This is a genomic window from Gracilibacillus sp. HCP3S3_G5_2 (genome assembly GCF_052063305.1).
GTDB lineage: Bacteria > Bacillota > Bacilli > Bacillales > Amphibacillaceae > Gracilibacillus.
Genome location: NZ_JBQHXU010000004.1, coordinates 299,930 through 323,752, shown reverse-complemented (window position 1 = coordinate 323,752; position 23,823 = coordinate 299,930). Strand labels below are relative to the sequence as shown.

Genomic DNA, 23,823 nt, shown 5'->3' with positions numbered 1-23,823 from the left:
AGTAATAACGAAGAAAATTGGAGAGAACATCATGAACGCTGAACAAAATAAATTTACAGCAAGTCAATATATGAAATTTTGGTTACCATCTTTAGTTGGGGTATTATTATTCCTTGTCCCAGTTTCAGTAGGTGACAAAGTTACAATTGGATTAGGTGTATTAGCGGATGGCTTACAAGCTCTCTTAGCTGACTATATCCCACTGATTGTAACATTAATATTATGTATTTCCGTAATTGGTAGTTTACTAGCGAAATGGACCAACCTGCAGATAGTGAAAGACAATTCTTTTCTAGATAGTTTATTTAATATTCCTACCTTGTGGGTTGTTTTACGGTTTATCGGTGCACTATTTGCGCTTATGACATTATTAGAAATAGGTCCAGAATTTATCTGGTCAATGGCAACAGGTGGAACGATGTTGCATGACTTAATCCCGGTATTAATGGTATGGTTCTTCTTTGCCTCTCTTTTTATGCCGCTTTTGTTACAATTTGGTTTAATGGATTTTATCGGTACCGTTGTTCGTAAAATCATGTACCCGCTATTTAAGCTTCCGGGTCGTTCATCGATTGATGCCTTAGCATCATGGATGGGGAGTGGAACGGTAGGAGTACTATTAACGACACAACAATATGAATCTGGCTATTATACGAAAAGAGAGGCGGCAGTTGTTGCAACAAACTTTTCGATAGCATCGATTGCGTTTAGTCTGGTCATTGCTAGATTTTTAAGTATTGATCACATGTTTGTCCCATTTTATTTGACGGTGATCGTTGCAGGAATCGTTGCCGCTATTATTGTACCGCGAATTCCGCCATTATCATTAAAGAAAGATACCTATTATGAAGCAACAGGTAAACAAATAAATGAAGTAGTACCTGAAGGTGTTTCTAGCTTTAAATGGGGTGTACAAAAAGCGGTAGAAAAAGCAGAGCAAGTGAAAAGCTATCGTGGTGTTGTGAAGAGTGGTGTACTCAATGTACTTGATATTTGGTTTGCGTTAATTCCATTAGTAATGGCGCTCGGAACCATTGCCCTTATAATTGCCGAAAAGACACCTATTTTTAATTATTTATCTTATCCATTTATTCCGTTCCTGCAATTATTACAAATACCAGAGGCAGAGGCAGCAGCTCCAGCAATGATTGTTGGTTTTGCCGATATGTTCTTGCCTGCTGTAATCGGCAGTGGTATTGAGTCTGAGCTTACTCGTTTTGTGATTGGGGTTATGTCACTGGCACAGTTAATTTACATGTCGGAAATTGGGGTTCTGTTATTGAAATCCAAAATTCCTATCTCGTTTTTCCAGTTATTTATTATCTTTTTACAAAGAACGATTATTACATTGCCAGTTGCAGCATTAATCGCACACCTTTTATTCTAATAAATAATCGGTCATAATATAATGAAGAAGCATTGGTGCTTACCAATGCTTCTTCTACTTACAAGCTAGGAAAACTCGGTCACTCATAAGCTCGATGAAAGCCCGAAAAAGAAAAGGTTATTTTTTGCTCAGGAAGGAGATTGGTCACCATGAATATCAAAGATTTCTATTCAGAAAACATAAAGAATGCATTAAAAAACGACCCGCCAGGTGAATGGATGCCCAATATACCGGATAATTGTATTCGACTTAGTTCAGGGTTTCCGGCACCTGATCTAGTACCTGTTGAACAGATAAAAAAAGCGGTTGTTCAATCACTTAACGAGGAACAGGACCTGCCATTGCATTATCTTGGTACATCAAAAATGGATACATTAAGGCAGCAAATTCAAGCAAGAATGTCCGTGCGAGGCATGCCTGTTAAGGATGAAGAGCTTCTGATTACAGCTGGTGCATGTCAGGCGATTGATTTGATTGCGCGCATTTTTGTAGATGAACAAACAGTCGTGGCAGTAGAATCGCCAACATATATGGAAGCACTGGAGATATTCCAAAATTATACGAATCAATTTATTAGTATCCCAATGGATCAAGAGGGATTACAGACAGAAGAACTAGAGAAAATATTGGTCGATAGAGAAAAGCAGGGCCTTTCATTACCAAAGCTATTATATACGATCCCGACTTTTCATAATCCCACAGGTACTACTTTAACGAAAGAGCGCCGAAAACATATGATAGAGTTAGCAACCAAGTATAATTTTCTCATATTAGAGGATGATGCTTATGGTGAATTATATTTTGAAGAGCCACCGTTAACACTAAAAGCAATGGATAGGGAAGACCGTGTTCTCTATGTTGGTTCTTTATCCAAGGTGGTAGCCCCTGGCTTACGTATTGGCTGGGTAGCTGCGACAAAGGAAATGATTACGTCATTATATTGGTTTAAGAAGGATTTGGATCATCCTTTTGCTCAAGCGATTATGGCTACATATTTAGAAAATAATCATCTTGACAGCAGACTTAACATGCTAAGAAACGCCTATCAAGAGAGGTGTACGGCATTACTTTCTGCTTTAGAAAACTACATGCCGAAGACAGTCTCTTGGTATGTGCCTAATGGTGGTTATTTTGTATGGGTAAAGGTGGCTGGATTGGATACCTCGACATTATTACAGCAAGCTCTTGATCAAGGGGTGTCCTTTTTGCCAGGCAAATACTTTTTCCTTCATCAAGAGAAGGGGAAGGAATGGTTTCGGCTTTCTTTTAGTTTTCATGACAAGCGTGAAATGGAGAAAGGTGTAGAGATGTTAGGTCGAGTTATTACAGCGAATAACAATGAAAAAAGGTGATCAAATGAAAGAAGTATATATTAAAGACACTCTAGCTGTGAGTGTCAGTCATGTATTACCGGCCGATACCAATAATCATGGTACACTTTTTGGTGGGAAATTAATGAGTTACATTGATGGGATTGCAGCGATCTCTGCGATGAGACATGCAAGGGGCCTTGTTGTTACTGCTTCCACAGATTCTGTTGATTTTTTAGCGCCGATCCGTACAGGTGAATCGGTTTGTTTAGAGTCTTTCGTTACTTGGACAGGTACGAGTTCAATGGAGATATTTGTTAAAGTATTGGCTGAAAACCTTATTACAGGGGAGCGTACAATCGCTGCAACTGCTTTTCTGACGTTTGTTGCAGTGAATGAACAAGGTAAGCCAGTTCCTGTTCCAAAAGTAATTCCGGAGACAGAGGAAGAGAAATATCTACACAAAACGGCAAAAGAACGAGTTGAAGCAAGAAAAAAACGGAGAAAAGCTAGCAAAGAGTTAGCAAATGTGATCAATTGGGAATAGGAATAGCTTAAAAAACCGAGATGTAAATGTGCATCTCGGTTTTTATATTAATCGTCCGTAAATTCCCCTAAGAGAAGTCTCACCTTTATCACGGTGCTAAACGTCTGTATACCCCAACATTATAAGCTCCAACAGCCACCAACACCCTGAAATATTCACTTTGATAAAATGATACTGTGATATAATATGCGTAAAAGGAGGGATTAGATGAAAGAGATATTGCTGAAATATATCAATCAATTTACTTCTTTGAGTGAGGAAGAACAAAAAAGAATTATTGATGACCTCTTGACGCAGAAATACACAAAAGGAACGATTCTTCTTAGGCAAGGTGAGGTTCCAACAAGGTGTTATTTTGTATTGAAAGGTTGTGTTAGGCAATATGCCCTCGATGAAGAGGGAAATGAAGTAACCACCAACTTTTTTACAGAAGAACAAGCCATTGTACCAAGGGTAAATAGAGCATCAGTATTTACATATACTTGTATGGAGGATACTGAATTAGTCATTGGAGATTACGAGCAAGAGACGAATATGTATGATCGGTATACACAATTGGAATCGATGACACGTAAGATGACAGAAGACAATTTAAATCAGCTTCAAAATGACTTTGCCGGATTTATTTCTTCTACTCCAGAAGAGCGATTTAAATCCCTATTGCAAGAAAGACCAGACTTAATCCACCGAGTTCCTCAACATCAATTAGCCAGTTATTTAGGTATTACCCCAGAATCCTTAAGTAGAATTAAAAAGAGAATAGTAGCTAAATAAAGTATATTCCACTTCCATCATGTTAGTTATCGATCATTGACTTAAGTCAATGAAATAAAACAAAAACAATAGTATAAAAGGATTAACACATTTTTTGCTAAACTAAATAACTGAATGATGGAGGTTAGATATGAAGATAATCACTTACAAAAAATACGGTTCTCCAGATGTTCTGACATTACAAGAGGTGAACAAACCGACACCAAAAGAAAATCAAGTTTTAGTAAGGATACATGCGGTATCTGTCAACTATGGTAATTTAGTAATTCTAACAGGAAAGCCATATTTATCTCGATTGGCATTCGGGTTATTCCGGCCAAAATATACGATACCTGGTGGCGATATTGCGGGTGAAGTAGAAGCAATTGGTAAGAATGTTAAGCAGTTTCAGCCTGGTGATCAAGTATTTGGCGATTTGTCTAGTGCCGGTTGGGGTGGGTTTGCAGAATATGTGGCTACTTCCGAGAATGCTTTAGCGCCAATGCCAGAGAATCTATTATTTACAGAAGCAGCTGCAGTACCGATGGCGGCAGTTACTGCCTTACAAGGGCTCAGAGATAAAGGCAACATACAGCCTGGCCAGAGGGTCTTAGTGTATGGTGCGTCTGGTGGTGTAGGAACGTTCGCAGTACAAATAGCAAAATACTTTGAGACTGAGGTGACGGCCGTATGTAGTACAAGAAATGTCGATATGGTAAGGGCGATTGGCGCAGATCATGTAATCGACTATAAAAAGGAAGATTTCATGAAGAAAGCGGATAGGTATGATTTAATAGTAGCAATTAACGGTTATCAGACTATTTTTGATTATAAGCGAGCATTGAATCGAAATGGAACCTATGTAATGATAGGAGGCAGCAGCGCACAACTGATACAAGTCATGCTGCTTGGACCATGGCTGTCTATAGGGAACAAGAAAATGACCTCTCTCCTACAAAAACCAAGTCAAAAAGATTTAATTTTTTTGAAGAAATTGCTAGTGCAAGGGAAAATAAAGCCTATTATAGATCGTCAGTATCCGCTTCAGCAAGCTGCTGAAGCATTCAGGAATTTGGGACATACCCAAGGAAAAATAGTTATACAGGTTGTAGGAGATTGATGGAAACGTATTACTGTTCTTTTTTATGATGAGAAGTTTTCGTTTCATAAGCGAACTTCGAAGTGTTTAAAGCATGCTTAACAGGAAATATAATATACATGAAGTGTGAGTAATATTTCATTAAGAAATTTGAAATGTATATAGGAGGCTAGTTTGATGCGTATTATTATTCGCCTAGAAATCGAAAAAGCTAAGACAAATATCGGTGAAATTGCTACACTTATTCATGAAAATAATGCAGACCTTGTTGCCATTGATGTACAAAAAGAAACACCTGAGGAAACAGTTAGAGATATTACAGTAAATGTGAAGGATGAAGCAACACAATTTAACGTGATTAAGGCTTTGAAAGAAAGTGATGGCGTACTTGTAAAGCATATTTCTGATCGAACATTCCTCGTGCACTTAGGCGGGAAAATTGATATTAAACCGAAATTAGATTTAAAAAACAGAGAGCAGCTATCTCATGTATATACGCCCGAGGTAGCAAGGGTGTGTCACGCAATCAATGATAACCCCCTTTTAGCTTATAACCTAACAATTAAAAGCAATTCAGTGGCAATTGTATCAGATGCAACTGCCGTACTAGGATTAGGGCAAATTAGTCCAGAAGCAGCTATGCCTGTAATGGAAGGAAAGGCAATGCTTTTTAAACGATTTGCTGATATTAATGCCTATCCAATTTGCCTGGACACGACCGATCCGGACGAGATTATTCGAACTATTAAAGTGATCAGCCCGGGTTTTGGCGGAATTCACCTCGAAGATATCGGATCTCCTCAATGCTTTAAAATCGAAGAGACACTAAAACGAGAGTTAGATATCCCTGTTTTTCATGATGATCAGCACGGAACAGCTATTGTTGTGCTAGCTGGTATTTTGAATGCATTAAAGCTTACAAACAAAAGACTGAAGGATTGCAAAATTGTTGTCTGTGGTGTCGGTGCAGCAGGGATTGCCATCACAAAAATGCTATTGGCTGCCGGTGCTGAAAATATTATTGGCGTGGATAAAGACGGCAGTATTACCCGAGACCAAAACTATGAGAATAAGATGTGGGAGTGGTACGCAGACCATACCAATCCGAATAAAGTAACTGGTTCGCTTTCAGAGGTAATGAATGATGCAGATATTTTTATTGGCGTTTCCAGAGCAAATGTTTTAAAGGAAGAGGATTTAATGAAAATGGCTAAGGATTCGATTGTTTTTGCTTTAGCAAATCCTACTCCAGAAATTTCACCGGACATTGCCCGCAGACATGTCCGAGTAATGGCAACTGGAAGGTCCGATTATCCAAACCAAGTTAACAATCTTCTCTGTTTTCCTGGTATTTTTAGAGGTGCATTGGATGCAAGAGCATCTACTATAAACAACCAGATGAAAGTAGCTGCAGCAGAGGCGATTGCAGAAACGATCGAAACGGATGAATTAAGTGAGGATTACATCATTCCTGGTGTGTTTAATGAAAAGGTCGTAGAACGTGTAAGGGAAGCAGTTGTTCAAGCAGCTGTTGGTAGCGGTGTATCAAGGAAAATATAATTTTAGCGGGAGAAACTACTTATCAGCTTGAAGCGATAAGTAGTTTTTTTATATTTATTAATTCGTATAAATTTGTCGACGATATATTTCATTCAATTTAGAAGATAAATAGTATTATCGGCGAACACCTCCACTACTACAAGGTTTCACTAAACTTTTTGACATCATGAAATCTTTTCTTTACAAAACTTAAACTGTTATTAATATTTACTTCATGTTACCAAGTTATCTTGTCAGTGTATGATAAAAATCACCCAAGGAGGAATGGAAAATGAACAAAAAGTGGACAAAGGTCACGACAAGTTTATGGGTATTGGTACTAATCGGTATGATCTCTGTATTAGCTGCTTGTGGGAATGATGCAAATGCTTCTGGTGACGTTGACGAAAACGGTTGGCCGAAAAAGATTAGCTATGGCGTGCTGCCAGGAGAAGAAGAAGAAATGACACGTGCACATGATATTTTTGTGGAAGATATGTCAGAAGCATTAGGAATAGAAGTGGAATTGTTTCAAGGCGAAGATTATAACGCTGTGATCGAGGCAATGCGTTCGGAGAAATTAGACTTAGCGAGCTTTGGACCATTTTCTTATATTATCGCCCAGGAAAGAAGTGATGCGATTCCTTTTGCGGTACGTGCTACAAGTGAAGAAGAAGCTACTTATAACAGTTGGATTGTCGTACCAGACGAATCAGAAGTACAAAGTCTGGAAGAGTTAGAAGGAAAAAGCATACTGTTCGCTGATCCTGCGTCTACTTCTGGCCACTTATTTCCGAGAGGGATTTTTATTGAAGAATTAGGGATAAACAATGATGAGGTGGAAAGCTATTTCTCTAGTGTATCTTTCTCAGGAAGTCATGATAATTCCATCCTTGCGATTGCTGCAGGGGATGCGGATGCTGCCGGAGTTTGCTCGAATTGTGTAGAGCGTGCTGTTGAAGGTGGAATGGTTTCTGAATCAGATTTTCGAATTATTGCTGAATCTGAACCGATTCCTTCAAGCCCACTTAGCTACAGAGCGGATTTACCTGAAAGTTTAGTAGAAGCCATACTAGAATTTGTTTACAACTATGACAATGAGGAATTTTTTGATAAGGCTGGAGATCCAGATTCACGCTATATCCCTGTTGATGAAAGTGATTATGATATTATTCGCAATACAGCAGAAGCGTTAAATATGAGCCCGGAAGAATTGCTAAATCAATAGAAGGAAGGAGAACCACAATGGAACCAATTTTAAAAATTGAACATGTAACAAAGGTATATCCTGATGGCACGGTTGCACTAAGTAATGTCAGTTTTGATGTATATCCTGGTGAATTCGTTGTAGTAATTGGATCAAGTGGTGCAGGAAAGAGTACATTGCTTCGTTGTATCAATCGTCTGGTTGAACTTTCTGAAGGAGATATCATTTTTAAAGGAAATAAAGTCAACAAGTCAAAGTCGAAGCAAGTAAAGCAGATTCGAAGAGAGATTGGCATGGTGTTTCAAAACTTTAATTTGATTGATCGATTAAGCGTACTTAATAATGTCTTACATGGACGTCTGGGATATACCGGCACACTTAAAGGATCACTCGGCATCTTTCATAAGAAAGATATCGCAGAGGCAGAGGCGATTTTAGAAAGGGTGGGGCTAAAACAACAAAAATATAAGCGAGCTGACGAGTTAAGTGGTGGACAGATGCAACGTGTTGGTATTTCGCGCGCGTTGGCCCAAAAACCTCGACTTATTCTGGCAGATGAACCAATTGCAAGTCTTGATCCTGCTTCTTCTGAAAATGTAATGAATCATTTCTATAATATTTGCCAGGAAGATCAGCTAACAGCAATTGTTAATTTACATCAAGTCGATGTAGCTCTAAAATATGCCACCAGAATTATCGGCATGCAGCACGGTCAGATTATTTTTGACGGACCACCTTCACAACTGTCGGACAAAGTGATTGATGAGATTTATAATACGAAAAAGCCATCATTGGTAAATGCCCAATAAGGAAAGGTGATCGTGAGTGGAGGAAATAAAAGATGTAAGAAGAACGAAGCGTCTTCAAACAATACTAATTCTCATTTTTGTTTGTGGATTAACAGTATGGTCAGCGTTTGGTACGAACTTTTCCTTTTATGAAGTTTTTTCTGGAATCGGGTTAATTAGTAACTTTGTGTTTCTCGATTTGTTACCGCCTGATATAACAGCTTCTAATAGTTTACTAGCAGCTATTTTGGAAACTTTGTATATGGGATTTGTTGGAATGGTGGTAGGAGCGGCTATTTCACTTGTCTTGTCATTTCTTGCTGCAAGTACGACCACCCCTCATCTTGTTATCCAGGTAGGAGTAAGAGCGTTTACTTCGATTATCCGTAATATTCCCGGTTTAATTTGGGCGTTAATTTTAGTGGCATCTTATGGTATTGGTGTGACGGTAGGGACTTTATCATTAATTCTTGGTTCCGTCGGATTTTTAACAAGAGTGTTTGCCGATACTTTAGAGGAAATTGATACAGGGAAAATTGAAGCACTTCATGCAACGGGTTCTAATTACTTTCAAATACTAGCCCAAGGGGTCTTCCCACAATTTTTCCCGGGTTTTGTAGCGTGGTCACTCTATAACTTAGAGTTAAATATCCGTGCTTCGACCATTATTGGTATGGTTGGTGGCGGTGGTATCGGCTTCGCTATTCAGAAAGGAATCAAGCTTTTTCAATATAAAGAAGTTAGCATGGCGATTATCTTAGTGCTGATTCTTATTCTTTCTACAGAATTTTTAACAAGCAAGATAAGGGAGCGGATTATATGAGCCAACAAATGGAAAAGGAGAAGTACAATATTTATCCGCTTGTGTCGGATGAGAAAGAAGATCCTACAAAGCCCAAAGGTGACAGATTTTTAAAAGCCATTGTCTTGTGTGGCGTATTACTATTTGCGATCAGCCTTTATCAGCTGGATATCGATTATAGCAATTTGTGGGCTGGTACCCTGGAGTTTTTTACAATGATTGGTGAAATGTTCCCGCCTGATTTTAGTGAATGGCGATATGTTATACCAGCTGCAATTGAATCATTACAAGTCGCTATTTTGGGAACGATAATTGCCGTTGTTATTTCTTTAGTGCTAGCTTTTCTAGCTGCTGAAAATCTAACTACCAATAAATTTCTTCCAAGGGCAGTAAAAGGTTTTGCAACATTGATGCGAGTCATTCCAACTATTATTTGGGCGCTAATTTTTATTGTGGCAGTAGGACTTGGACCATTGCCAGGTGTTCTGGCTATTGCAGTTCATAGTCTGGGCATGTTAATTAAAGTTTTTGCTCAATCAGTTGAGGAAATGGATGATGGTAAAATTGAAGCCTTAAAGGCATCGGGGGCCAACTGGTTTCAAATCGTCGCCCAAGGGGTCATTCCTACTGTATTTACTGCACTGTTATCATGGACAATTTTACGTTTAGAGATTGACATTGGCGAATCTACTATTCTTGGTTTAGTAGGTGCTGGAGGTATCGGTTGGGAATTAACACGTGCGATGCGAACCTATGATTTTAACAGTGCTTTGTTTATTACCATTCTGATATTTGTCATGATTTTTTCCGTTGAGATGATTAGCAACCGGCTGAAGCTTAAAGTATAAAAGGACTAAGGAGAGAAGAGGGTGTCTAAGTCTATAAGCCCCGATCAAAGAAGGTTAACAAAGAGTCCTGCTATTCACGACACTGCAAGAGTATATTTGGGGATTGGACAGATATTAGCCCTAATTCCATCATAATAGAATCACAGATAGGTGATTATAGTTATACGGCTGGCAATGTTCAAATTATTTATGCAACGATTGGAAAATTTTGTTCGATCGCTTCACACGTTTGGATAAACCTTGGTAATCACCCTATTTGGTGGGTGACGCAACACCATGCTACCTATCGAAAGCTACGTTACGGGTTCTCTAACAGGGATGATCATGAATTTTTTGATTGGCGTCGCAGCCATCCAGTTCAGATCGGACATGATGTTTGGATTGGTCATAATGCTGTTATCATGCCTGGTGTAACAATCGGTAATGGTGCAGTTATTGGAGCAGGAGCTATTGTTACGAAGGATGTAGCCCCTTATACGATAATTTGCTGGAGTACCGGCAAAGCGGATAAAGGACCGATTCTCAGTTGAAGAAGCTACCCAATTACAAGAAATCGCATGGTGGGATTGGCCGAGAGAAGTATTAGAAGAAAGGTTTCAAGATTTAAATAACATGAAACTTTTCTTATCTAAATACGGAGTGAGGGGACAGGCGGGAGGTAATGATAAATGTCGATAGATATCGAATACCGAATACTGGATGATCTGATGCAGAAAATTATTGCTAAAAAGCTTAAGGTTGGGGAAAAGCTTCCTTCAGAAAATGAGTTAGCTGATCAATACCGTGTTCCAAGGACTACTGTTCGTCGGACATTGGCCCAGTTGGAGGAACGAGGTTTTATTTATGCCCAGCGAGGTGTTGGCAGGTATGTGAAAAATGAGTCATTTCAAGTGGAGTTAAACCTAAATGGAAGAACCAGTTTTACGGATAAAATGAAACAGTCAGGTCACCAGCTTATTACAAAAAACCTAGGCTGTGAACGAATTGCGTTTGAAGAACAAATTTATAAACGTTTAGCAGCATACCCTGAAGATAGCGTCTATAAAATTAGCAGATTACGCTTTATTCAGGAGGAACCGATCGCAATACATACGTCTTATGTCAATCAAAGGGTGTGCCCAGATATTCAACAGGATGGTTCGACTATTCAATCGATGTTTTCCTATTACAGACAACTTGGGTACATCGATCTTATAAATCGCAATAGCTTGCTGAGTGTTACTTTTCCAACTCTTTCGGAGCAACAATTACTCTCATGTAAAAGTATGGAGCCGTTGATTATGATCGAGAGTAATTGTATAGATGCCTCTTCTAACAAGATATTAGAGCATACAAAGGTTCTATATAGTAGTAATAAATTTAAATACAATATTAGCAGAGATTCTTGATCATTTAGCTGTTTACAAAATCTTAATAATTATAGTAAAGACAGTAACTTGGCAACAAGATATGCTGAAGGTGTAAGGAGGTTTTAGGTAAATGAAGAGAAAACAGCGAACGGAAATATTGATCCAAGAAGGCGGGACACTTGCAAGGAAATTGGCAGAGATAGTTATACAAAACTATGAATACCGCGAAATTGAGGCACCTCACTATGGTTTAACTATGATTAAAATGAGGGAAACGGCAAAAAAATCTTTATTCTATCTTGGTGAAGCCTTAGTAACCGAAGCAAAGGCAGAGGTAAATCAATCAATTGGAATAGGAATTGTTATCGGAATGAAAGAGGAGCTTGCCAAGCATTTGGCGATTATTGATGCAGCCTATCGAGCGGAGTTACCTGAGACGGCTGCGTGGCAAGAGAAATTGGAAGCGGCAGCTGAAAAAATCTATCAACAAAAAGTGAAAGAACAAGCCGAATTTTTAAAAACACAAGTTAATTTTGAAACGATGGAAGTTTAATATACGTTGCCTGAGGTGATAGGAATGGTTATTGATCAAATTCATGATCTGCAGCAAGTTTATCGTAAGGTTCTGCACAGTATGTCCAGGCCGGGAAACATTTCACAGTTGAATAGTATTACAGAACAAATGGAAGAAGAGTTTCCGTGTAATGATGCCTTCTTATTATGTGCATTAACCTTATTAGATGCAGAAGTGACATTTCATGTGGTAGCAAGTAAAAAGAAAAAAACAAGGTTAACAGAAATTATTTCGTCTTATACGATGTCAAGAACAGCACCGATTGAAAAGGCAGATTTTATTTTATTGCTGCAGGATGCGTCAGATTACCAAATGGAGCAAGCTTTAATAGAATGTAAGACTGGTAATCTTCTTGATCCACAGCAATCAGCAACATGGATTATTGAAAGTGCCCTTTTGTCTAATAGTGCTGGTCTTTCATTAAGCGGTCCAGGAATAAATGGTTTCCTGCAATTACAACCAGGTCTCAATCGGGAGTTTTGGCAAAGAAGGAATGAAAAGGTAAAGGAATATCCGTTAGGCATTGATTTAATATTGACTGATTTCTCAAGCCAGATTGCATGTATACCAAGAACAACAACTGTAACGATAACGGAGGTGGTCTAATGGGATATATTGCAGTAAAAGGCGGGACAGAAGCAATTCAAGCATCTCTGGATAGATTGAAATATGATCGTTTAAAAGGAGAAGAAGTGGTTGAAATCAAAACCATTTTAGCAACGATGCGTCCATTAGTGGATCAGATTATGTCTGAAGCAAGCTTGTATGCCCCTTTTTTTGCAGCTCTTGCTATTAAGCAAGCTGGAGGAAGCATGGAAGAAGCAGTTTTTTTATTGCGTGCCCACCGCTCCACTCTGCCGCGTCATTACTACAGTGAAACGGTTGATACTGAGGATATGTTTGTCGAAAGAAGGGTTTCTGCCAGCTTTAAGGATATTCCGGGAGGACAACTGCTAGGTTCTACGAACGATTATACACACCGGCTGCTGGATTTTAATTTAGTAAAAGAAAGCAAAGAAGAGAATCAAGACTGGCTGCTAAAATTTCGTGAGCAAATGAACCATGATTATTCGGATAAGGAGCTTCAATTTTTTCCGAAGGTTGTTGATTATCTTCGGGCGGAAGGGTTATTTGAGACATATCCGTTGGATGATACTCCCCCTAAGGATATTACGAAGGAAAGCATTCAATTTCCGACTGGAAGAAGTGAAAGGCTGCAAGTTTTAACAAGGGGGCAGACTGGTGCTGTTACCTCCTTAGGTTATGCATCTTTACGCGGTTATGGACAGGTGCACCCAACAATCGGCGAAGTAAGAGTTGGTACGGTTCCGATTCACGTCAAACATCCATATGAGGAAGAGAGTGAGCAGGATGAATTATTTTATATCGGAGACGTGAAATTAACAGAAGTGGAGTCTTTTGTACCGGTTACCGTAAAGAAACATAATCAAAAAGAAGTATTGGAATTTGAGATCGGCTATGGTATCAGCTTCGGTCAAAATGAAACAAAAGCAATCGCAATGAGTATACTGGATCAATGCTTAGAAAGTCCGCATGGTGAATTTCCGACTCATGATGAAGAGTTTGTGTTGTTACATATCGATTCGGTTGAGTCAACTGGCTTTATTTCTCACTTGAAGCTGCCGCATTACGTTACGTTCCAGTCAAAATTAGATAGTGCACGACAAGTGAAGAAAGGAGAAACAACGAATGATAACTAAAACGCATTTTGCCTTTTTTGATGAAGGATCTAAGAAGGAAATAAGAAGAGCAACATTAAAAGCAGTGGCAATTCCAGGTTACCAGGTTCCCTTCGCATCAAGAGAAATGCCGATAGCAAGAGGATGGGGGACGGGTGGTTTACAACTGACTCTTTCTCTGATCGGCCAAAGTGATGTGTTAAAAGTGATAGACCAAGGTGCAGATGAATCTGTCAATGCTGTAAGTATCAAAAAGTTGGTACGGCATACGACAGGTGTTTCAGTAACAGAAGATGCAGCAGAAGCAAATATTATTCAATCTCGGCACCGAATTCCTGAAAAGGAATTAAGAGAAGATCAAATTCTCGTATTACAAGTACCGAATCCAGAGCCTCTTCGGAAAGTGGAAGCAAGGGAATACATGACGAAAAGAATGCACGCGGAGGATGATTATAGTGGTGCATGGTTGATTCTATTTGAACAAATTATGAAATATGGCAGAATATCTACCGGAGCAGCCTACCCAGTTTATGTAAATGATCGATATGTGATGACTCCTAGTCCGATTCCGAGATTTGATAATCCGAAAATGCATCAATCCAAAGCATTAATTTTACTAGGTGCTGGCAGGGAAAAGAAAATTTTTGCTGTTCCTCCTTATACAAACGTTGAATCACTAGCATTTGATGACTATCCTTTTGCTGTTGAATCGTTTGAAGGAAAGGCATGTAAGCTATGTGGATCAACAGATGTATTTCTTGATGAAATTATTGATCCAGATACAGGAGAGAGAAGCTATCAATGTAATGATACTAGCTATTGTATTGAACAATTGAATAGCAAAGAGAAGGTAGGGGTGGAGAACAGTTATGTATGAAAAGCCTATATTACAAGTGAAAAATTTACAAAAAAAATTTGGTGAAGGTTGTCCTCACTGCCTTGATAAGGAAAGCACTTATCTTGAAAAAAATTACTGTACTGTTTGTGGTACCGTACATGCAGTGAGGGATGTTTCCTTTGACTTGTATCCTGGTGAAGTACTTGGAATCGTGGGAGAGAGTGGAAGTGGTAAGTCAACCATGCTCCAAGGGCTTTATTTTGACAGTGATATGACCTCCGGAGAAGTGTATATTAATCAACCAGAATTAGCAGGTCAAAATGTTTTAAATCTTTCCTCCCAGCAGAAAAGATATATTCGTAATTATATTTATGGCATGGTATATCAAAATCCGGTGCATGGACTGAAAATGAAATTCTCTTCCGTTGGTAATATTGCTGAAAAAATGATTGCAGCCGGCGATCGCAATGTCAATAATATCGAAAAACGCAGTAAGGAGTTACTGGAAAATGTTCATATTCCACTAAGAAGAATGAAAGAAGAACCACAAAAATTTTCTGGCGGAATGCAACAGCGCGTTCAGATTGCCAAGGCCCTTTCAAACAACCCTCCTGTTTTGTTTTTAGATGAAGTCACAACAGGTTTGGATTTATCTGTTCAAGCGAGTGTATTGGATTTAATTAAGCAAATCCAGCGTGAACTGCATATAAGTATGGTTGTTGTTTCTCACGACCTTGCAGTGATACGTATGCTAGCCGATCGTTCTATTGTGATGTTAAATGGGGAAATTATTGAAAATGGTCTAACCGATCAAATATTGGAAGATCCACAACATGAGTATACGCAGCAGCTTGTTTATTCGTTATTATAGGAGGCCGATAACATTGTACATTATTCATAATGGAAAGGTAATAACGGAGAATGCCGTAGTAGAAAATCATGCCGTAGTGGTAAAAGGTGATGTCATTCATTCGATCATTCCTGAAGCTGAAGTAAGCAATTATCAAGATGCTAAATTTATTGATGCTAATGGGGGTTATATATCGCCTGGCTTTATTGATATCCATTCAGATTATATTGAGACGATAGTATCTCCCAGGCCTTCAAGTGTAATGGATTTTCACCTCAGTTTAAGGGAAGCAGAGAAGATTTTAATCAGTCATGGCATCACCACGATGTTTCATTCACTTTCATTTTATCGTAAAGAAAAAATTACCCATAAACATATTCGGCATCCTGACAACATGCAGCAAATGATCGATACTATCCACCAGGCACAAAATCAATTGCATATGATTCGTCATAGATTACATGCCCGTTTTGAGTTAGATAATATAAAAGGCATTGATCAACTGGTGGATAATATTCATGATGGTAAAGTTCACTTGCTATCCTTTATGGATCATACACCTGGCCAAGGGCAATATCGTAATTTAGAAATTTACCGAGAGAATATCAAGGTCCATCGCAATCTTTCTGATGAAGAGGTAAGTGTATTAATTGCTGAAAGAACAAGTACCGAACTGGTCACGATGGAAAAAATAACAGAGGTAGCAGCGTTAGCCCAGGCTAAAGGAATTGCGATTGCCTCCCATGATGATGACAATGTCAAAAAGCTGGAGCTAGTAAAATCGTACGGAACGACGATAAGTGAATTCCCAATCACACTTGAAGTAGCTCGAGAAGCGAAGCAACACGACCTTCAAACCATTGTAGGTGCACCAAATGTTTTATTAGGTGGTTCTCATTCCGGTAATCTATCTGCCACAGAAGCGATTGAGTATGGCTATGCAGATATTTTGTGCAGTGATTATTATCCTGCTGCATTACTACATGCCATTTTCCAATTACATGATAAAGGTGCGGATTTACACAAGATGTTTATGATGGTGACATTGAATCCGGCCAAGGCTGTCACCATGGACGACGAGATTGGCTCTATTAAGCCAGGAAAAAAAGCAGACTTGCTCGTTATCAAACGTATGGAGGATGGCTATCCAATGCTTACTAGCACAATGGTAAATGGAGAATTAATGACAACGATGAATTATCGTATGAGTTAGAAGGAGGTTTTAGCATGACAATATTAGAAGTTAATGGATTTGGCAAAGCGTTTACCATTCATCATTTAAATAAAACCATTCCTGCCGTCGACCATATCCAATTTTCGATTAATACTGGCGAATTTATTGGGGTCATCGGAAAGAGCGGCAGTGGCAAGTCTACCATTTTAAAAAGTATTTTCAGAACTTACCTGCCGGATGAAGGGAAGATTATATACCATTCAAAACAGTTTGGAAAAATTGATCTAGCTCAGGCAACAGAGCGAGAAATGATTTTCTTACGTAAGAATGAGATTGGTTATGTATCGCAGTTTTTAAATGTTATGCCAAGAACGACCTGTCGGGAGCTTGTGCAAAACGCGCTGTTGGAAATGGGTGAAACAAGAGGAACTGCTCGTAAAGAAGCTGAAAAAGCATTAACCCATTTCGAAATGGACCCAACATTATGGGATAGCTATCCGAGTACGTTTTCCGGTGGTGAAAAATTACGATTGAATATTGCGATGGCTACTGTTAAAAAACCACGGTTGTTACTGCTTGATGAGCCGACGGCAAGCTTGGATCATCAATCCAAAATTAAGGTGCGCGAAATGATTGAAAAGCTAAAGCAACAAGGTACAACATTAGTAGGTATCTTTCATGATATTGAATTTATGGAAGGTCTGTGTGATAAGGTCTTTGATATGGAAATCAATAAAATGTCGGTAGCGTCAGAAGGTGTACTGCATGAAGGCTGATTTACATGTACATAGTCATTATTCAGATGGCTCAGATTCTGTGGAAGAATTGATGAAAGAAGCTTTAAAAGCTAATGTCACGCATTTGAGTATTGTAGATCATGATACTATTGCAGGGTGGCCGGAAATAGAAAAGCTATCTATGTTATATGGGATTAACGTTATTCCGGGGATTGAGATCTCTGCTTATGACTTTAAACGTGATAGAAAAGTTCACGTTTTAGGCTATCATTATCGTGTGGATGCACCGCATATTAAGGAACTATGTGATCCGTTATTAAAACGAAGACATGAGAATTCACTATGGCAAATCGAACAAATTCGTTCATTAGGTTATCGTTTAGATCATGATGAAATTGCTAAGACGGCTAAACCGTCCCACACGATCTATAAGCAGCATATTATGCGCCATATCACAAATGAGCCGTACACGTCAGAGGATTACCGGCTAGTCTATCGCTCATTATTTAAAGGGGAAGGTATAGCAAGTAAAGATATAGAGTACGTCGATGTCTTTGATGCAGTTGAAGCAATTGTTTTAGATGGCGGCGTTGCAGTGGTGGCACACCCAGGACAGCTAAATTCGTATGATCTCATCCCTGAGTTATTCGAAATAGGTCTAGGAGGGATTGAATTAGAGCACCCTGATCACAAGAAAACAGATCATCAAAGGGTAAAAGAACTTGCTGATCGATATAAGCTGCTAAAAACAGGAGGAACAGATTATCACGGATACTTTGGAATAAAAATAGGAATAGGCGATTTAGCAAGTCCGGACATACCCATTGGGGGACGTTTTGCTAGATTATCATAGTTAGGCTTCTGCGTGTTACGAATAGAAGAAGTAGATAATCAACAAATCTTCCAGGAACAAGCAAGGATTTGTCAGTAAAAACAAAGATAAACAACAAATCTAAGCATTCTTGCTAAAGATTTGTTGTTTATAGCATATTATTTAAAAGCTTCCGGAATCATGGTAAATCCATCAATCACTGTTTCTTCTTCTACTTCAATCATTAAATAACGTCTGCCGTCTAACGTCACCTGTCTAACATGACGTAAATCTTCAGGACTGACGGCAATGTTAGCTACTTTCGTATTAATCTTAATGGATTTAGAGGTATATTTCGGGACAATATTACGTGCCTTTAATTCATAGCTCGTATCATCGATGACATTTTTAAATGCTGCTTCCATTTTTTCTGTATCGACATCTTCTACTCCACTAGACTTTAAAACTTGCTCTACATCTTTATAATCCAATGTTGGTGTTTCCTCTTCCTCATTATCTTCTGTCATCCGGTGAATTTCTTCGTAGACGTTTGCGAGTGTGGAGGAACTGATTTGGTGCCCGACTGCATCACGAACGACTTCTTCAAAGACGATTTTATCTTCTTTTGCTGTCATGGTTTCTTCTGCATTTAAGACATTTTCGACAAAGTATTCATCTGGTTCATTTGCTTTGCCTGCTGCATAAAGCACATGATTCACATCTGCAGCGTTATCGGTAAAGCATGGGAATAAAAAGCCTCCAATCGGTGCGTTTAAGTTAATCACCGGATCTACCACTACATTGTATTTAAATTGCTTTTCCACATAATCAAAATGTAATTCTTTCTTCGGATCTTGGGTTTTATTAATACTGCAAAGAATAAAAGAGTGGGAATAAACCGAATCTCGATCACTTTCCTCTGTTTCCTCATTATTCCGTTTCATTGGCTTTAAATATTCACCACGAATAAAGGTGACGACGATATCCATTTCGTACTGCCTGTCTATAAGCATCTTTTCGACTAATTGTAACATCTGGTTTTTCCAGTCTTCACTTTCCGCTGTTAATAGTCCTTTATGTAAAATCAACTGAGTTGGATTATCCACATCGGATTGAAATTTCAATTCAAAAAGCTTTTCATCGAGTTGACCGGTTAATACTTTTTTGAAATTGGTCATAAATAGCTCTTTTTCATCTTCGTCAAGCATATCAAAAACCTGACTTTGTTGATGGTAGATGTCACTTGATTCTTTCATAATATAAACATTAAAAATTTCGTGAATTTTCATTAAGTCATTATCTATTTTGAACTGTTTACGAATATTGGCGATGTCTTTTTTGTTCATTTCGTATCTCCCTTTTGCAACATTTCTTCTCCATAGATCACTATATCACGTTTTGATAAGACTATCTAATTGAATTACTAGAATTTCATTTTTTGAAAGTTTTGCAGAATTATTTAATATATTATTCGTTGTGAAACCGTTTTATAATTTGGAGTGCAGAGTTAATTAATATAATTTACAAAGGAGGAAGTTAATTGTTGAAAAAAGTGGGAATATGGTGGATCGCTTTGTTGCTCGTTATCAGTTCATTTCCGTTTGGCGGAATGGAGAGATTAGCAGCATCAGAGGAAAATTTAATAACAAATGGCGGTTTTGAAAGCGATTTATTTGAAGATGATTCTTGGTGGATCGACGAAATTGATTGGGATGTAGTTACACTCAATTCTAGCCATCCAGACGCATATTATGAAGGAAATTATTCATTTAATTATTGGATAGATGAGTCAGGAAGTGAGGAGCAATCGTTTACCATAACCCAATCTATTTCAAAGCTTCCGGCAGGCGATTATGTATTATCTGTTCAATCGATGGGAGGAGCGAATACGGAGGCGGGAAACGTAGCTATATTTGCTGGTGAACTTAGTTCAGAAGCTGCTGCAACTAGTGGCTGGGATAACTGGGAGCAGCTCACTTTAGAGTTTGAGCTCGAAGAAGATGTCACAGACTTTCAAATAGGCGCTACTATAGCAGGTGAACCATCAGCTTGGGGCTACTTGGATGACTTCCGATTAGTATCTATAGGAGAGAATGATCAAGAAGTTCCCGAACCTATAGAAGCAGAGATATTTGTGGAGAGAGTCGATGGTTTAGATGAAAATTTTATCAAAGGTGTTGATATATCAAGTATTATCGCTTTAGAGGATAGCGGGGTGACATTCTATAATGAAGCGGGAGAGGTACAGGATATTTTTACTACGTTGGCAGACGCAGGTGTTAATTATGTTCGCGTTCGTGTCTGGAATGACCCCTATGATGCGGAAGGAAATGGCTATGGTGGAGGAAATAATGATGTAGACAAAGCGGTGGAGATTGGTAAAAGGGCTACAGAAAATGGTATGAAACTGTTAGTAAACTTCCATTATTCTGATTTCTGGGCAGACCCAGCTAAACAGCAAGCGCCAAAAGCGTGGGAAGGCTTTGGCATAGAAGAGAAAAAAACAGCACTCTATAATTATACAAAAGATAGTCTGCAAGAAATGATCGATGCTGGTGTAGATATAGGCATGGTCCAAATCGGGAATGAAACAAATAGTGCCATGGCTGGAGAAGCGAATTGGACAAATATCTCTCAATTATTTAATGAAGGAAGTAAGGCAGTACGTGAGATTGATCCTGAAATTTTAGTAGCGTTGCATTTCACTAATCCAGAAACAGCTGGAAGGTATGACAATCTTGCATCCACCCTCGAGGATAATAAAGTAGATTATGATGTTTTTGCTAGCTCATATTATCCATTTTGGCACGGAACATTAGAAAATCTAACAGCTGAGTTAACAAATATTGCTGAAAACTATGGTAAGCAGGTTATGGTCGCAGAAACTTCCTATACCTATACATGGGAAGACGGCGATGGTCACGGTAATACTGCTCCACAAGATAGCGGACAAACCCTTAACTATCCGATATCTGTACAAGGACAAGCTACGGCAGTACGAGATGTTTTTGAAGCGGTAGCAAATGTCGGCGAAGCAGGAATTGGTGTATTTTATTGGGAGCCGGCATGGATTCCGGTAGGTGATCCCGATAATATTGATTGGGAGCACAATATGGAGCTGTGGGAAACATATGGTTCAGGCTGGGCAACAAGCTATGCAGCCGAATATGATCCGGAAGATGCTGGTGAATGGTATGGGGGAAGTGCAGTAGATAATCAAGCTTTGTTTGACTTCTATGGACATCCATTGCCGTCGTTAAATATATTTAACTATGTAGACACTGGTGCAGTAGCGCCACTACAGATTGATCAAGTAAAGGATGTATCGATAACAGTAGCTCTAGGGGGAGAAATGAGCCTGCCTGACACTGTAACAGCTATTTATAATGATGGAAGGGAAGAATCTGTACCTGTTACGTGGAATCAGGAACAAATCGATCAAGCTGTTGCAAGCGGTGAAGGTTCTTATATCATCGAGGGTGAAACAGATGGTGGATATACGGTAAGAGCTAATCTTACCATTGAAACGGAAAACTTTGTCTCCAATCCGAGCTTTGAGGAAAGTGACATTAGTATGTGGGAGATCCGTTTTCCAGAAGGCGTAGAGCCACACGCATCTATTAAGGAAAATCGCTCCAACTCACGAACAGGTGATTACTCTCTCGACTTCTATTCAGATAATTCCGTAGATTTTGAAGTAACACAAACAATTACTGAGCTAGAGCCTGGTTATTATCATTTATCGGCGTTTATCCAAGGAGGAGATGCTGATGAATCTGAGATGCAGCTATTTGCGAGAACATCCGATGAACAATATCAAGCTGAAATGTATGTAGAGGGTTGGGCAAACTGGGTTCAATCAGAAATTGATCAAATTCTAGTCAAAGACGGTTCGATCACCATCGGAGCTAGTATTAAAGCGAATGCGGGTGCATGGGGGACATTGGATGATTTTTATCTGAAACGAGTTGGTGATTATCAGGAGCTACAACCAACACCAGAGCCAAATCCGGAACCACAACCAACACCAGAATCAAGTCCGACACCGGTACCGGAAGACCCAGTTCCTGAGCCGATCCCTGATGAGCAATTAGATCCAGCTCAGGAGTTGGTTAATGGAGATAGTCAGAGTGAAGATCATAATACCGATACGATTGGTGGAGAATTACCAAACACAGCAACAAATATGGCAAATTGGATGTTAGCTGGTATTGCTTTTATTTTGATCGGCATTTGTACCATTATCTTCATACGAAAAAGAAGTTCATCTTAATAAAGCTACCCTTTGGTCAAGATTGGCTAAAGGGTTTTTTGTGTTACAAGAAAGAAGCTATTTTAACTTTACGAGCTATTTTGTGTACCGACTAAAGGCTATCTTTTAGAAGATAGCTTGTTTTATTGTAAGAAAATATAACAAAATAAACATAAGATTATTGCTTATATGAAAAGGATTATTGCAATGAATACGATTCTTTTTGTAGTAAACGCCTAAATAACAAGGATGATTTATATATATTAACCAATGACACCGATCATTATTTAACTTAAGATAATCGTAATAAACTAACTTCATGTGTTAGTTTTTATAACGTGAAAAGCAATGTGAAAGAAATCTGAATTAGGTTTCTTGTCAAAAGATATGACAAATCAAATTTAGGTTTATTCATCTTAAAAAACAGGAGTTGTTAATATGCAGACGGATCGCTATCACGGAGAAGTTTTTGAAAATAGATTTTTTGCGAGACTTACAACAGAGGAAGTGAAACAACTGCCAAAAGAGGATGCTTTAATCGTTTTGCCTATCGGAGCAGTGGAACAGCACGGCCCGCACATGCCAATCTATACTGATACATTAATCGCGGAAGGGGTTTTAGCAGAGGCGTTTCAGCATTTTACAGAATCGGATAATATTTGGGTGCTTCCACCACTTCCCTATGGAAAAAGTACCGAACATTTAGGAATGGCGGGAACAATTACTCTTTCTGCAACAACATTACAATCAGTTGTGATGGATATTGCCAAAAGTGTAGAAAGTAGTGGCTTTAAGAGATTGGTGTTATTTAACTCTCATGGTGGTAATCATGATTTGCTAAATATGATTTCCAGGGAAATAAGGATTGAAACAGGTATGATGGTATTCAGATTAAATTCCTCTGATGGCAATCTGTTAACGGATTTAATCCCGGAAAAAGAACGGGTTTTCGGTATCCATGGAGGTGATGTGGAGACGTCCATGGTGTTAGATATGAAAGAAAATTGGGTTAAAACAGAGCTAAGTCCGATTGATTTTGTTTCTTTGCCAGATGATAACCAATATTTGTATTTGAAAGGGAGCTGCTATTTTGCGTGGGTGATGAGCGATATCTCGGCTTCAGGAATGGCAGGAGATGCAACAAAAGCCAGTGTGGAGAAGGGAAAGATAATCAATCAGAAGGCTGGAAAATTTATTGCCGAAGCATTGAAGGAAATGAGCAGATTTAATATAGATGAATTACAAAAAGGAGGATAAA

Annotated in this window: 22 protein-coding genes and 1 pseudogene; 22 read left to right on the top strand and 1 reads right to left on the bottom strand. The window is 38.7% G+C overall.

What is annotated here, in order from left to right:
• Positions 1–31 precede the first annotated feature (31 nt).
• The 20 genes and pseudogenes from ACTNEP_RS08565 to ACTNEP_RS08470 all read left to right on the top strand — a co-directional run bounded on the left by ACTNEP_RS08565 (position 32) and on the right by ACTNEP_RS08470 (position 18,355).
• On the top strand, positions 32–1,387 hold the full coding sequence (locus ACTNEP_RS08565; protein ID WP_441161443.1) for a YjiH family protein: 1,356 nt from the start codon (positions 32–34) through the stop codon (positions 1,385–1,387).
• 149 nt (positions 1,388–1,536) lie between these two features.
• Positions 1,537–2,739: a PLP-dependent aminotransferase family protein gene (locus tag ACTNEP_RS08560; RefSeq protein ID WP_441161442.1), complete on the top strand. Its 1,203-nt coding sequence runs from the start codon at positions 1,537–1,539 to the stop codon at positions 2,737–2,739.
• Positions 2,740–2,743: 4 nt separating this feature from the next.
• Positions 2,744–3,244: an acyl-CoA thioesterase gene (locus ACTNEP_RS08555; protein ID WP_441161441.1), complete on the top strand. Its 501-nt coding sequence runs from the start codon at positions 2,744–2,746 to the stop codon at positions 3,242–3,244.
• 207 nt (positions 3,245–3,451) lie between these two features.
• Positions 3,452–4,018, top strand: a complete 567-nt coding sequence (locus ACTNEP_RS08550; RefSeq protein ID WP_441161440.1) for a Crp/Fnr family transcriptional regulator — start codon at positions 3,452–3,454, stop codon at positions 4,016–4,018.
• Between the two features lie 130 nt (positions 4,019–4,148).
• Entirely contained in the window at positions 4,149–5,117 is a 969-nt protein-coding gene (locus ACTNEP_RS08545; protein ID WP_441161439.1) for an NAD(P)-dependent alcohol dehydrogenase, read from the top strand.
• Positions 5,118–5,273: 156 nt separating this feature from the next.
• Positions 5,274–6,656 carry an NAD-dependent malic enzyme gene (locus tag ACTNEP_RS08540; RefSeq protein WP_441161438.1) on the top strand — a complete coding sequence of 461 codons (1,383 nt, stop codon included), beginning with the start codon at positions 5,274–5,276 and terminating at the stop codon, positions 6,654–6,656.
• 271 nt (positions 6,657–6,927) lie between these two features.
• Positions 6,928–7,863 carry a phosphate/phosphite/phosphonate ABC transporter substrate-binding protein gene (locus ACTNEP_RS08535; RefSeq protein ID WP_441161436.1) on the top strand — a complete coding sequence of 312 codons (936 nt, stop codon included), beginning with the start codon at positions 6,928–6,930 and terminating at the stop codon, positions 7,861–7,863.
• Between the two features lie 17 nt (positions 7,864–7,880).
• A complete protein-coding gene (phnC, locus tag ACTNEP_RS08530) occupies positions 7,881–8,651 on the top strand; it encodes a phosphonate ABC transporter ATP-binding protein (protein ID WP_441161435.1) in 771 nt (256 codons plus the stop codon).
• A 16-nt stretch (positions 8,652–8,667) separates the two neighbouring features.
• Complete coding sequence (phnE, locus tag ACTNEP_RS08525) at positions 8,668–9,453, top strand: phosphonate ABC transporter, permease protein PhnE (RefSeq protein ID WP_441161433.1); 786 nt, start codon at positions 8,668–8,670, stop codon at positions 9,451–9,453.
• Entirely contained in the window at positions 9,450–10,280 is an 831-nt protein-coding gene (phnE, locus tag ACTNEP_RS08520; RefSeq protein ID WP_441161432.1) for a phosphonate ABC transporter, permease protein PhnE, read from the top strand. Before phnE (ACTNEP_RS08525) ends, phnE (ACTNEP_RS08520) begins: the two co-directional genes overlap by 4 nt.
• Positions 10,281–10,642: 362 nt before the next feature.
• Positions 10,643–10,871 (top strand): annotated as a pseudogene (locus ACTNEP_RS08515) (CatB-related O-acetyltransferase); the annotation flags it as partial.
• A 77-nt stretch (positions 10,872–10,948) separates the two neighbouring features.
• Complete coding sequence (locus tag ACTNEP_RS08510; protein ID WP_441161431.1) at positions 10,949–11,668, top strand: GntR family transcriptional regulator; 720 nt, start codon at positions 10,949–10,951, stop codon at positions 11,666–11,668.
• Between the two features lie 91 nt (positions 11,669–11,759).
• Positions 11,760–12,182, top strand: a complete 423-nt coding sequence (gene phnG / locus ACTNEP_RS08505; RefSeq protein ID WP_441161430.1) for a phosphonate C-P lyase system protein PhnG — start codon at positions 11,760–11,762, stop codon at positions 12,180–12,182.
• 24 nt (positions 12,183–12,206) lie between these two features.
• Complete coding sequence (phnH, locus tag ACTNEP_RS08500; RefSeq protein WP_441161429.1) at positions 12,207–12,809, top strand: phosphonate C-P lyase system protein PhnH; 603 nt, start codon at positions 12,207–12,209, stop codon at positions 12,807–12,809.
• Positions 12,809–13,924: a carbon-phosphorus lyase complex subunit PhnI gene (locus tag ACTNEP_RS08495; protein ID WP_441161428.1), complete on the top strand. Its 1,116-nt coding sequence runs from the start codon at positions 12,809–12,811 to the stop codon at positions 13,922–13,924. The genes phnH and ACTNEP_RS08495 overlap by 1 nt, the downstream gene beginning before the upstream one ends.
• A complete protein-coding gene (locus ACTNEP_RS08490) occupies positions 13,914–14,780 on the top strand; it encodes an alpha-D-ribose 1-methylphosphonate 5-phosphate C-P-lyase PhnJ (RefSeq protein ID WP_441161427.1) in 867 nt (288 codons plus the stop codon). Before ACTNEP_RS08495 ends, ACTNEP_RS08490 begins: the two co-directional genes overlap by 11 nt.
• Positions 14,773–15,612 (top strand): ATP-binding cassette domain-containing protein, encoded by an 840-nt coding sequence (locus tag ACTNEP_RS08485; RefSeq protein ID WP_441161426.1) that lies wholly within the window; start codon positions 14,773–14,775, stop codon positions 15,610–15,612. Before ACTNEP_RS08490 ends, ACTNEP_RS08485 begins: the two co-directional genes overlap by 8 nt.
• Positions 15,613–15,625: 13 nt before the next feature.
• Positions 15,626–16,804, top strand: coding sequence for a phosphonate metabolism protein PhnM (gene phnM / locus ACTNEP_RS08480; RefSeq protein ID WP_441161424.1), 1,179 nt, complete (start codon positions 15,626–15,628; stop codon positions 16,802–16,804).
• Between the two features lie 14 nt (positions 16,805–16,818).
• Positions 16,819–17,541: a phosphonate C-P lyase system protein PhnL gene (gene phnL, locus ACTNEP_RS08475; RefSeq protein WP_441161423.1), complete on the top strand. Its 723-nt coding sequence runs from the start codon at positions 16,819–16,821 to the stop codon at positions 17,539–17,541.
• Entirely contained in the window at positions 17,531–18,355 is an 825-nt protein-coding gene (locus ACTNEP_RS08470; protein ID WP_441161421.1) for a PHP domain-containing protein, read from the top strand. The genes phnL and ACTNEP_RS08470 overlap by 11 nt, the downstream gene beginning before the upstream one ends.
• Positions 18,356–18,492: 137 nt before the next feature.
• On the opposite strand, the gene ACTNEP_RS08465 is transcribed toward ACTNEP_RS08470, so the two are convergent.
• A complete protein-coding gene (locus ACTNEP_RS08465) occupies positions 18,493–19,659 on the bottom strand; it encodes a DUF4317 domain-containing protein (RefSeq protein WP_441161419.1) in 1,167 nt (388 codons plus the stop codon).
• Positions 19,660–19,853: 194 nt separating this feature from the next.
• On the opposite strand from ACTNEP_RS08465, the gene ACTNEP_RS08460 reads away from it, so the two are divergent.
• Both ACTNEP_RS08460 and ACTNEP_RS08455 read left to right on the top strand, forming a co-directional pair.
• Positions 19,854–22,586: a glycosyl hydrolase 53 family protein gene (locus ACTNEP_RS08460; RefSeq protein WP_441161418.1), complete on the top strand. Its 2,733-nt coding sequence runs from the start codon at positions 19,854–19,856 to the stop codon at positions 22,584–22,586.
• Positions 22,587–23,003: 417 nt separating this feature from the next.
• Positions 23,004–23,822: a creatininase family protein gene (locus ACTNEP_RS08455; protein WP_441161417.1), complete on the top strand. Its 819-nt coding sequence runs from the start codon at positions 23,004–23,006 to the stop codon at positions 23,820–23,822.
• Position 23,823 lies beyond the last annotated feature (1 nt).

Coding starts and splice junctions, on each gene's coding strand:
- phnC (WP_441161435.1), top strand. CDS start 7,881: ATGGAACCAATTTTAAAAATTGAACATGTAACAAAGGTATATCCTGAT.
- ACTNEP_RS08510 (WP_441161431.1), top strand. CDS start 10,949: ATGTCGATAGATATCGAATACCGAATACTGGATGATCTGATGCAGAAA.
- ACTNEP_RS08470 (WP_441161421.1), top strand. CDS start 17,531: ATGAAGGCTGATTTACATGTACATAGTCATTATTCAGATGGCTCAGAT.
- ACTNEP_RS08540 (WP_441161438.1), top strand. CDS start 5,274: ATGCGTATTATTATTCGCCTAGAAATCGAAAAAGCTAAGACAAATATC.
- ACTNEP_RS08495 (WP_441161428.1), top strand. CDS start 12,809: ATGGGATATATTGCAGTAAAAGGCGGGACAGAAGCAATTCAAGCATCT.
- phnG (WP_441161430.1), top strand. CDS start 11,760: ATGAAGAGAAAACAGCGAACGGAAATATTGATCCAAGAAGGCGGGACA.
- phnE (WP_441161432.1), top strand. CDS start 9,450: ATGAGCCAACAAATGGAAAAGGAGAAGTACAATATTTATCCGCTTGTG.
- phnL (WP_441161423.1), top strand. CDS start 16,819: ATGACAATATTAGAAGTTAATGGATTTGGCAAAGCGTTTACCATTCAT.
- ACTNEP_RS08485 (WP_441161426.1), top strand. CDS start 14,773: ATGTATGAAAAGCCTATATTACAAGTGAAAAATTTACAAAAAAAATTT.
- ACTNEP_RS08555 (WP_441161441.1), top strand. CDS start 2,744: ATGAAAGAAGTATATATTAAAGACACTCTAGCTGTGAGTGTCAGTCAT.
- ACTNEP_RS08550 (WP_441161440.1), top strand. CDS start 3,452: ATGAAAGAGATATTGCTGAAATATATCAATCAATTTACTTCTTTGAGT.
- ACTNEP_RS08490 (WP_441161427.1), top strand. CDS start 13,914: ATGATAACTAAAACGCATTTTGCCTTTTTTGATGAAGGATCTAAGAAG.
- ACTNEP_RS08455 (WP_441161417.1), top strand. CDS start 23,004: ATGCAGACGGATCGCTATCACGGAGAAGTTTTTGAAAATAGATTTTTT.
- ACTNEP_RS08560 (WP_441161442.1), top strand. CDS start 1,537: ATGAATATCAAAGATTTCTATTCAGAAAACATAAAGAATGCATTAAAA.
- ACTNEP_RS08535 (WP_441161436.1), top strand. CDS start 6,928: ATGAACAAAAAGTGGACAAAGGTCACGACAAGTTTATGGGTATTGGTA.
- ACTNEP_RS08565 (WP_441161443.1), top strand. CDS start 32: ATGAACGCTGAACAAAATAAATTTACAGCAAGTCAATATATGAAATTT.
- ACTNEP_RS08465 (WP_441161419.1), bottom strand. CDS start 19,659: ATGAACAAAAAAGACATCGCCAATATTCGTAAACAGTTCAAAATAGAT.
- phnH (WP_441161429.1), top strand. CDS start 12,207: ATGGTTATTGATCAAATTCATGATCTGCAGCAAGTTTATCGTAAGGTT.
- ACTNEP_RS08545 (WP_441161439.1), top strand. CDS start 4,149: ATGAAGATAATCACTTACAAAAAATACGGTTCTCCAGATGTTCTGACA.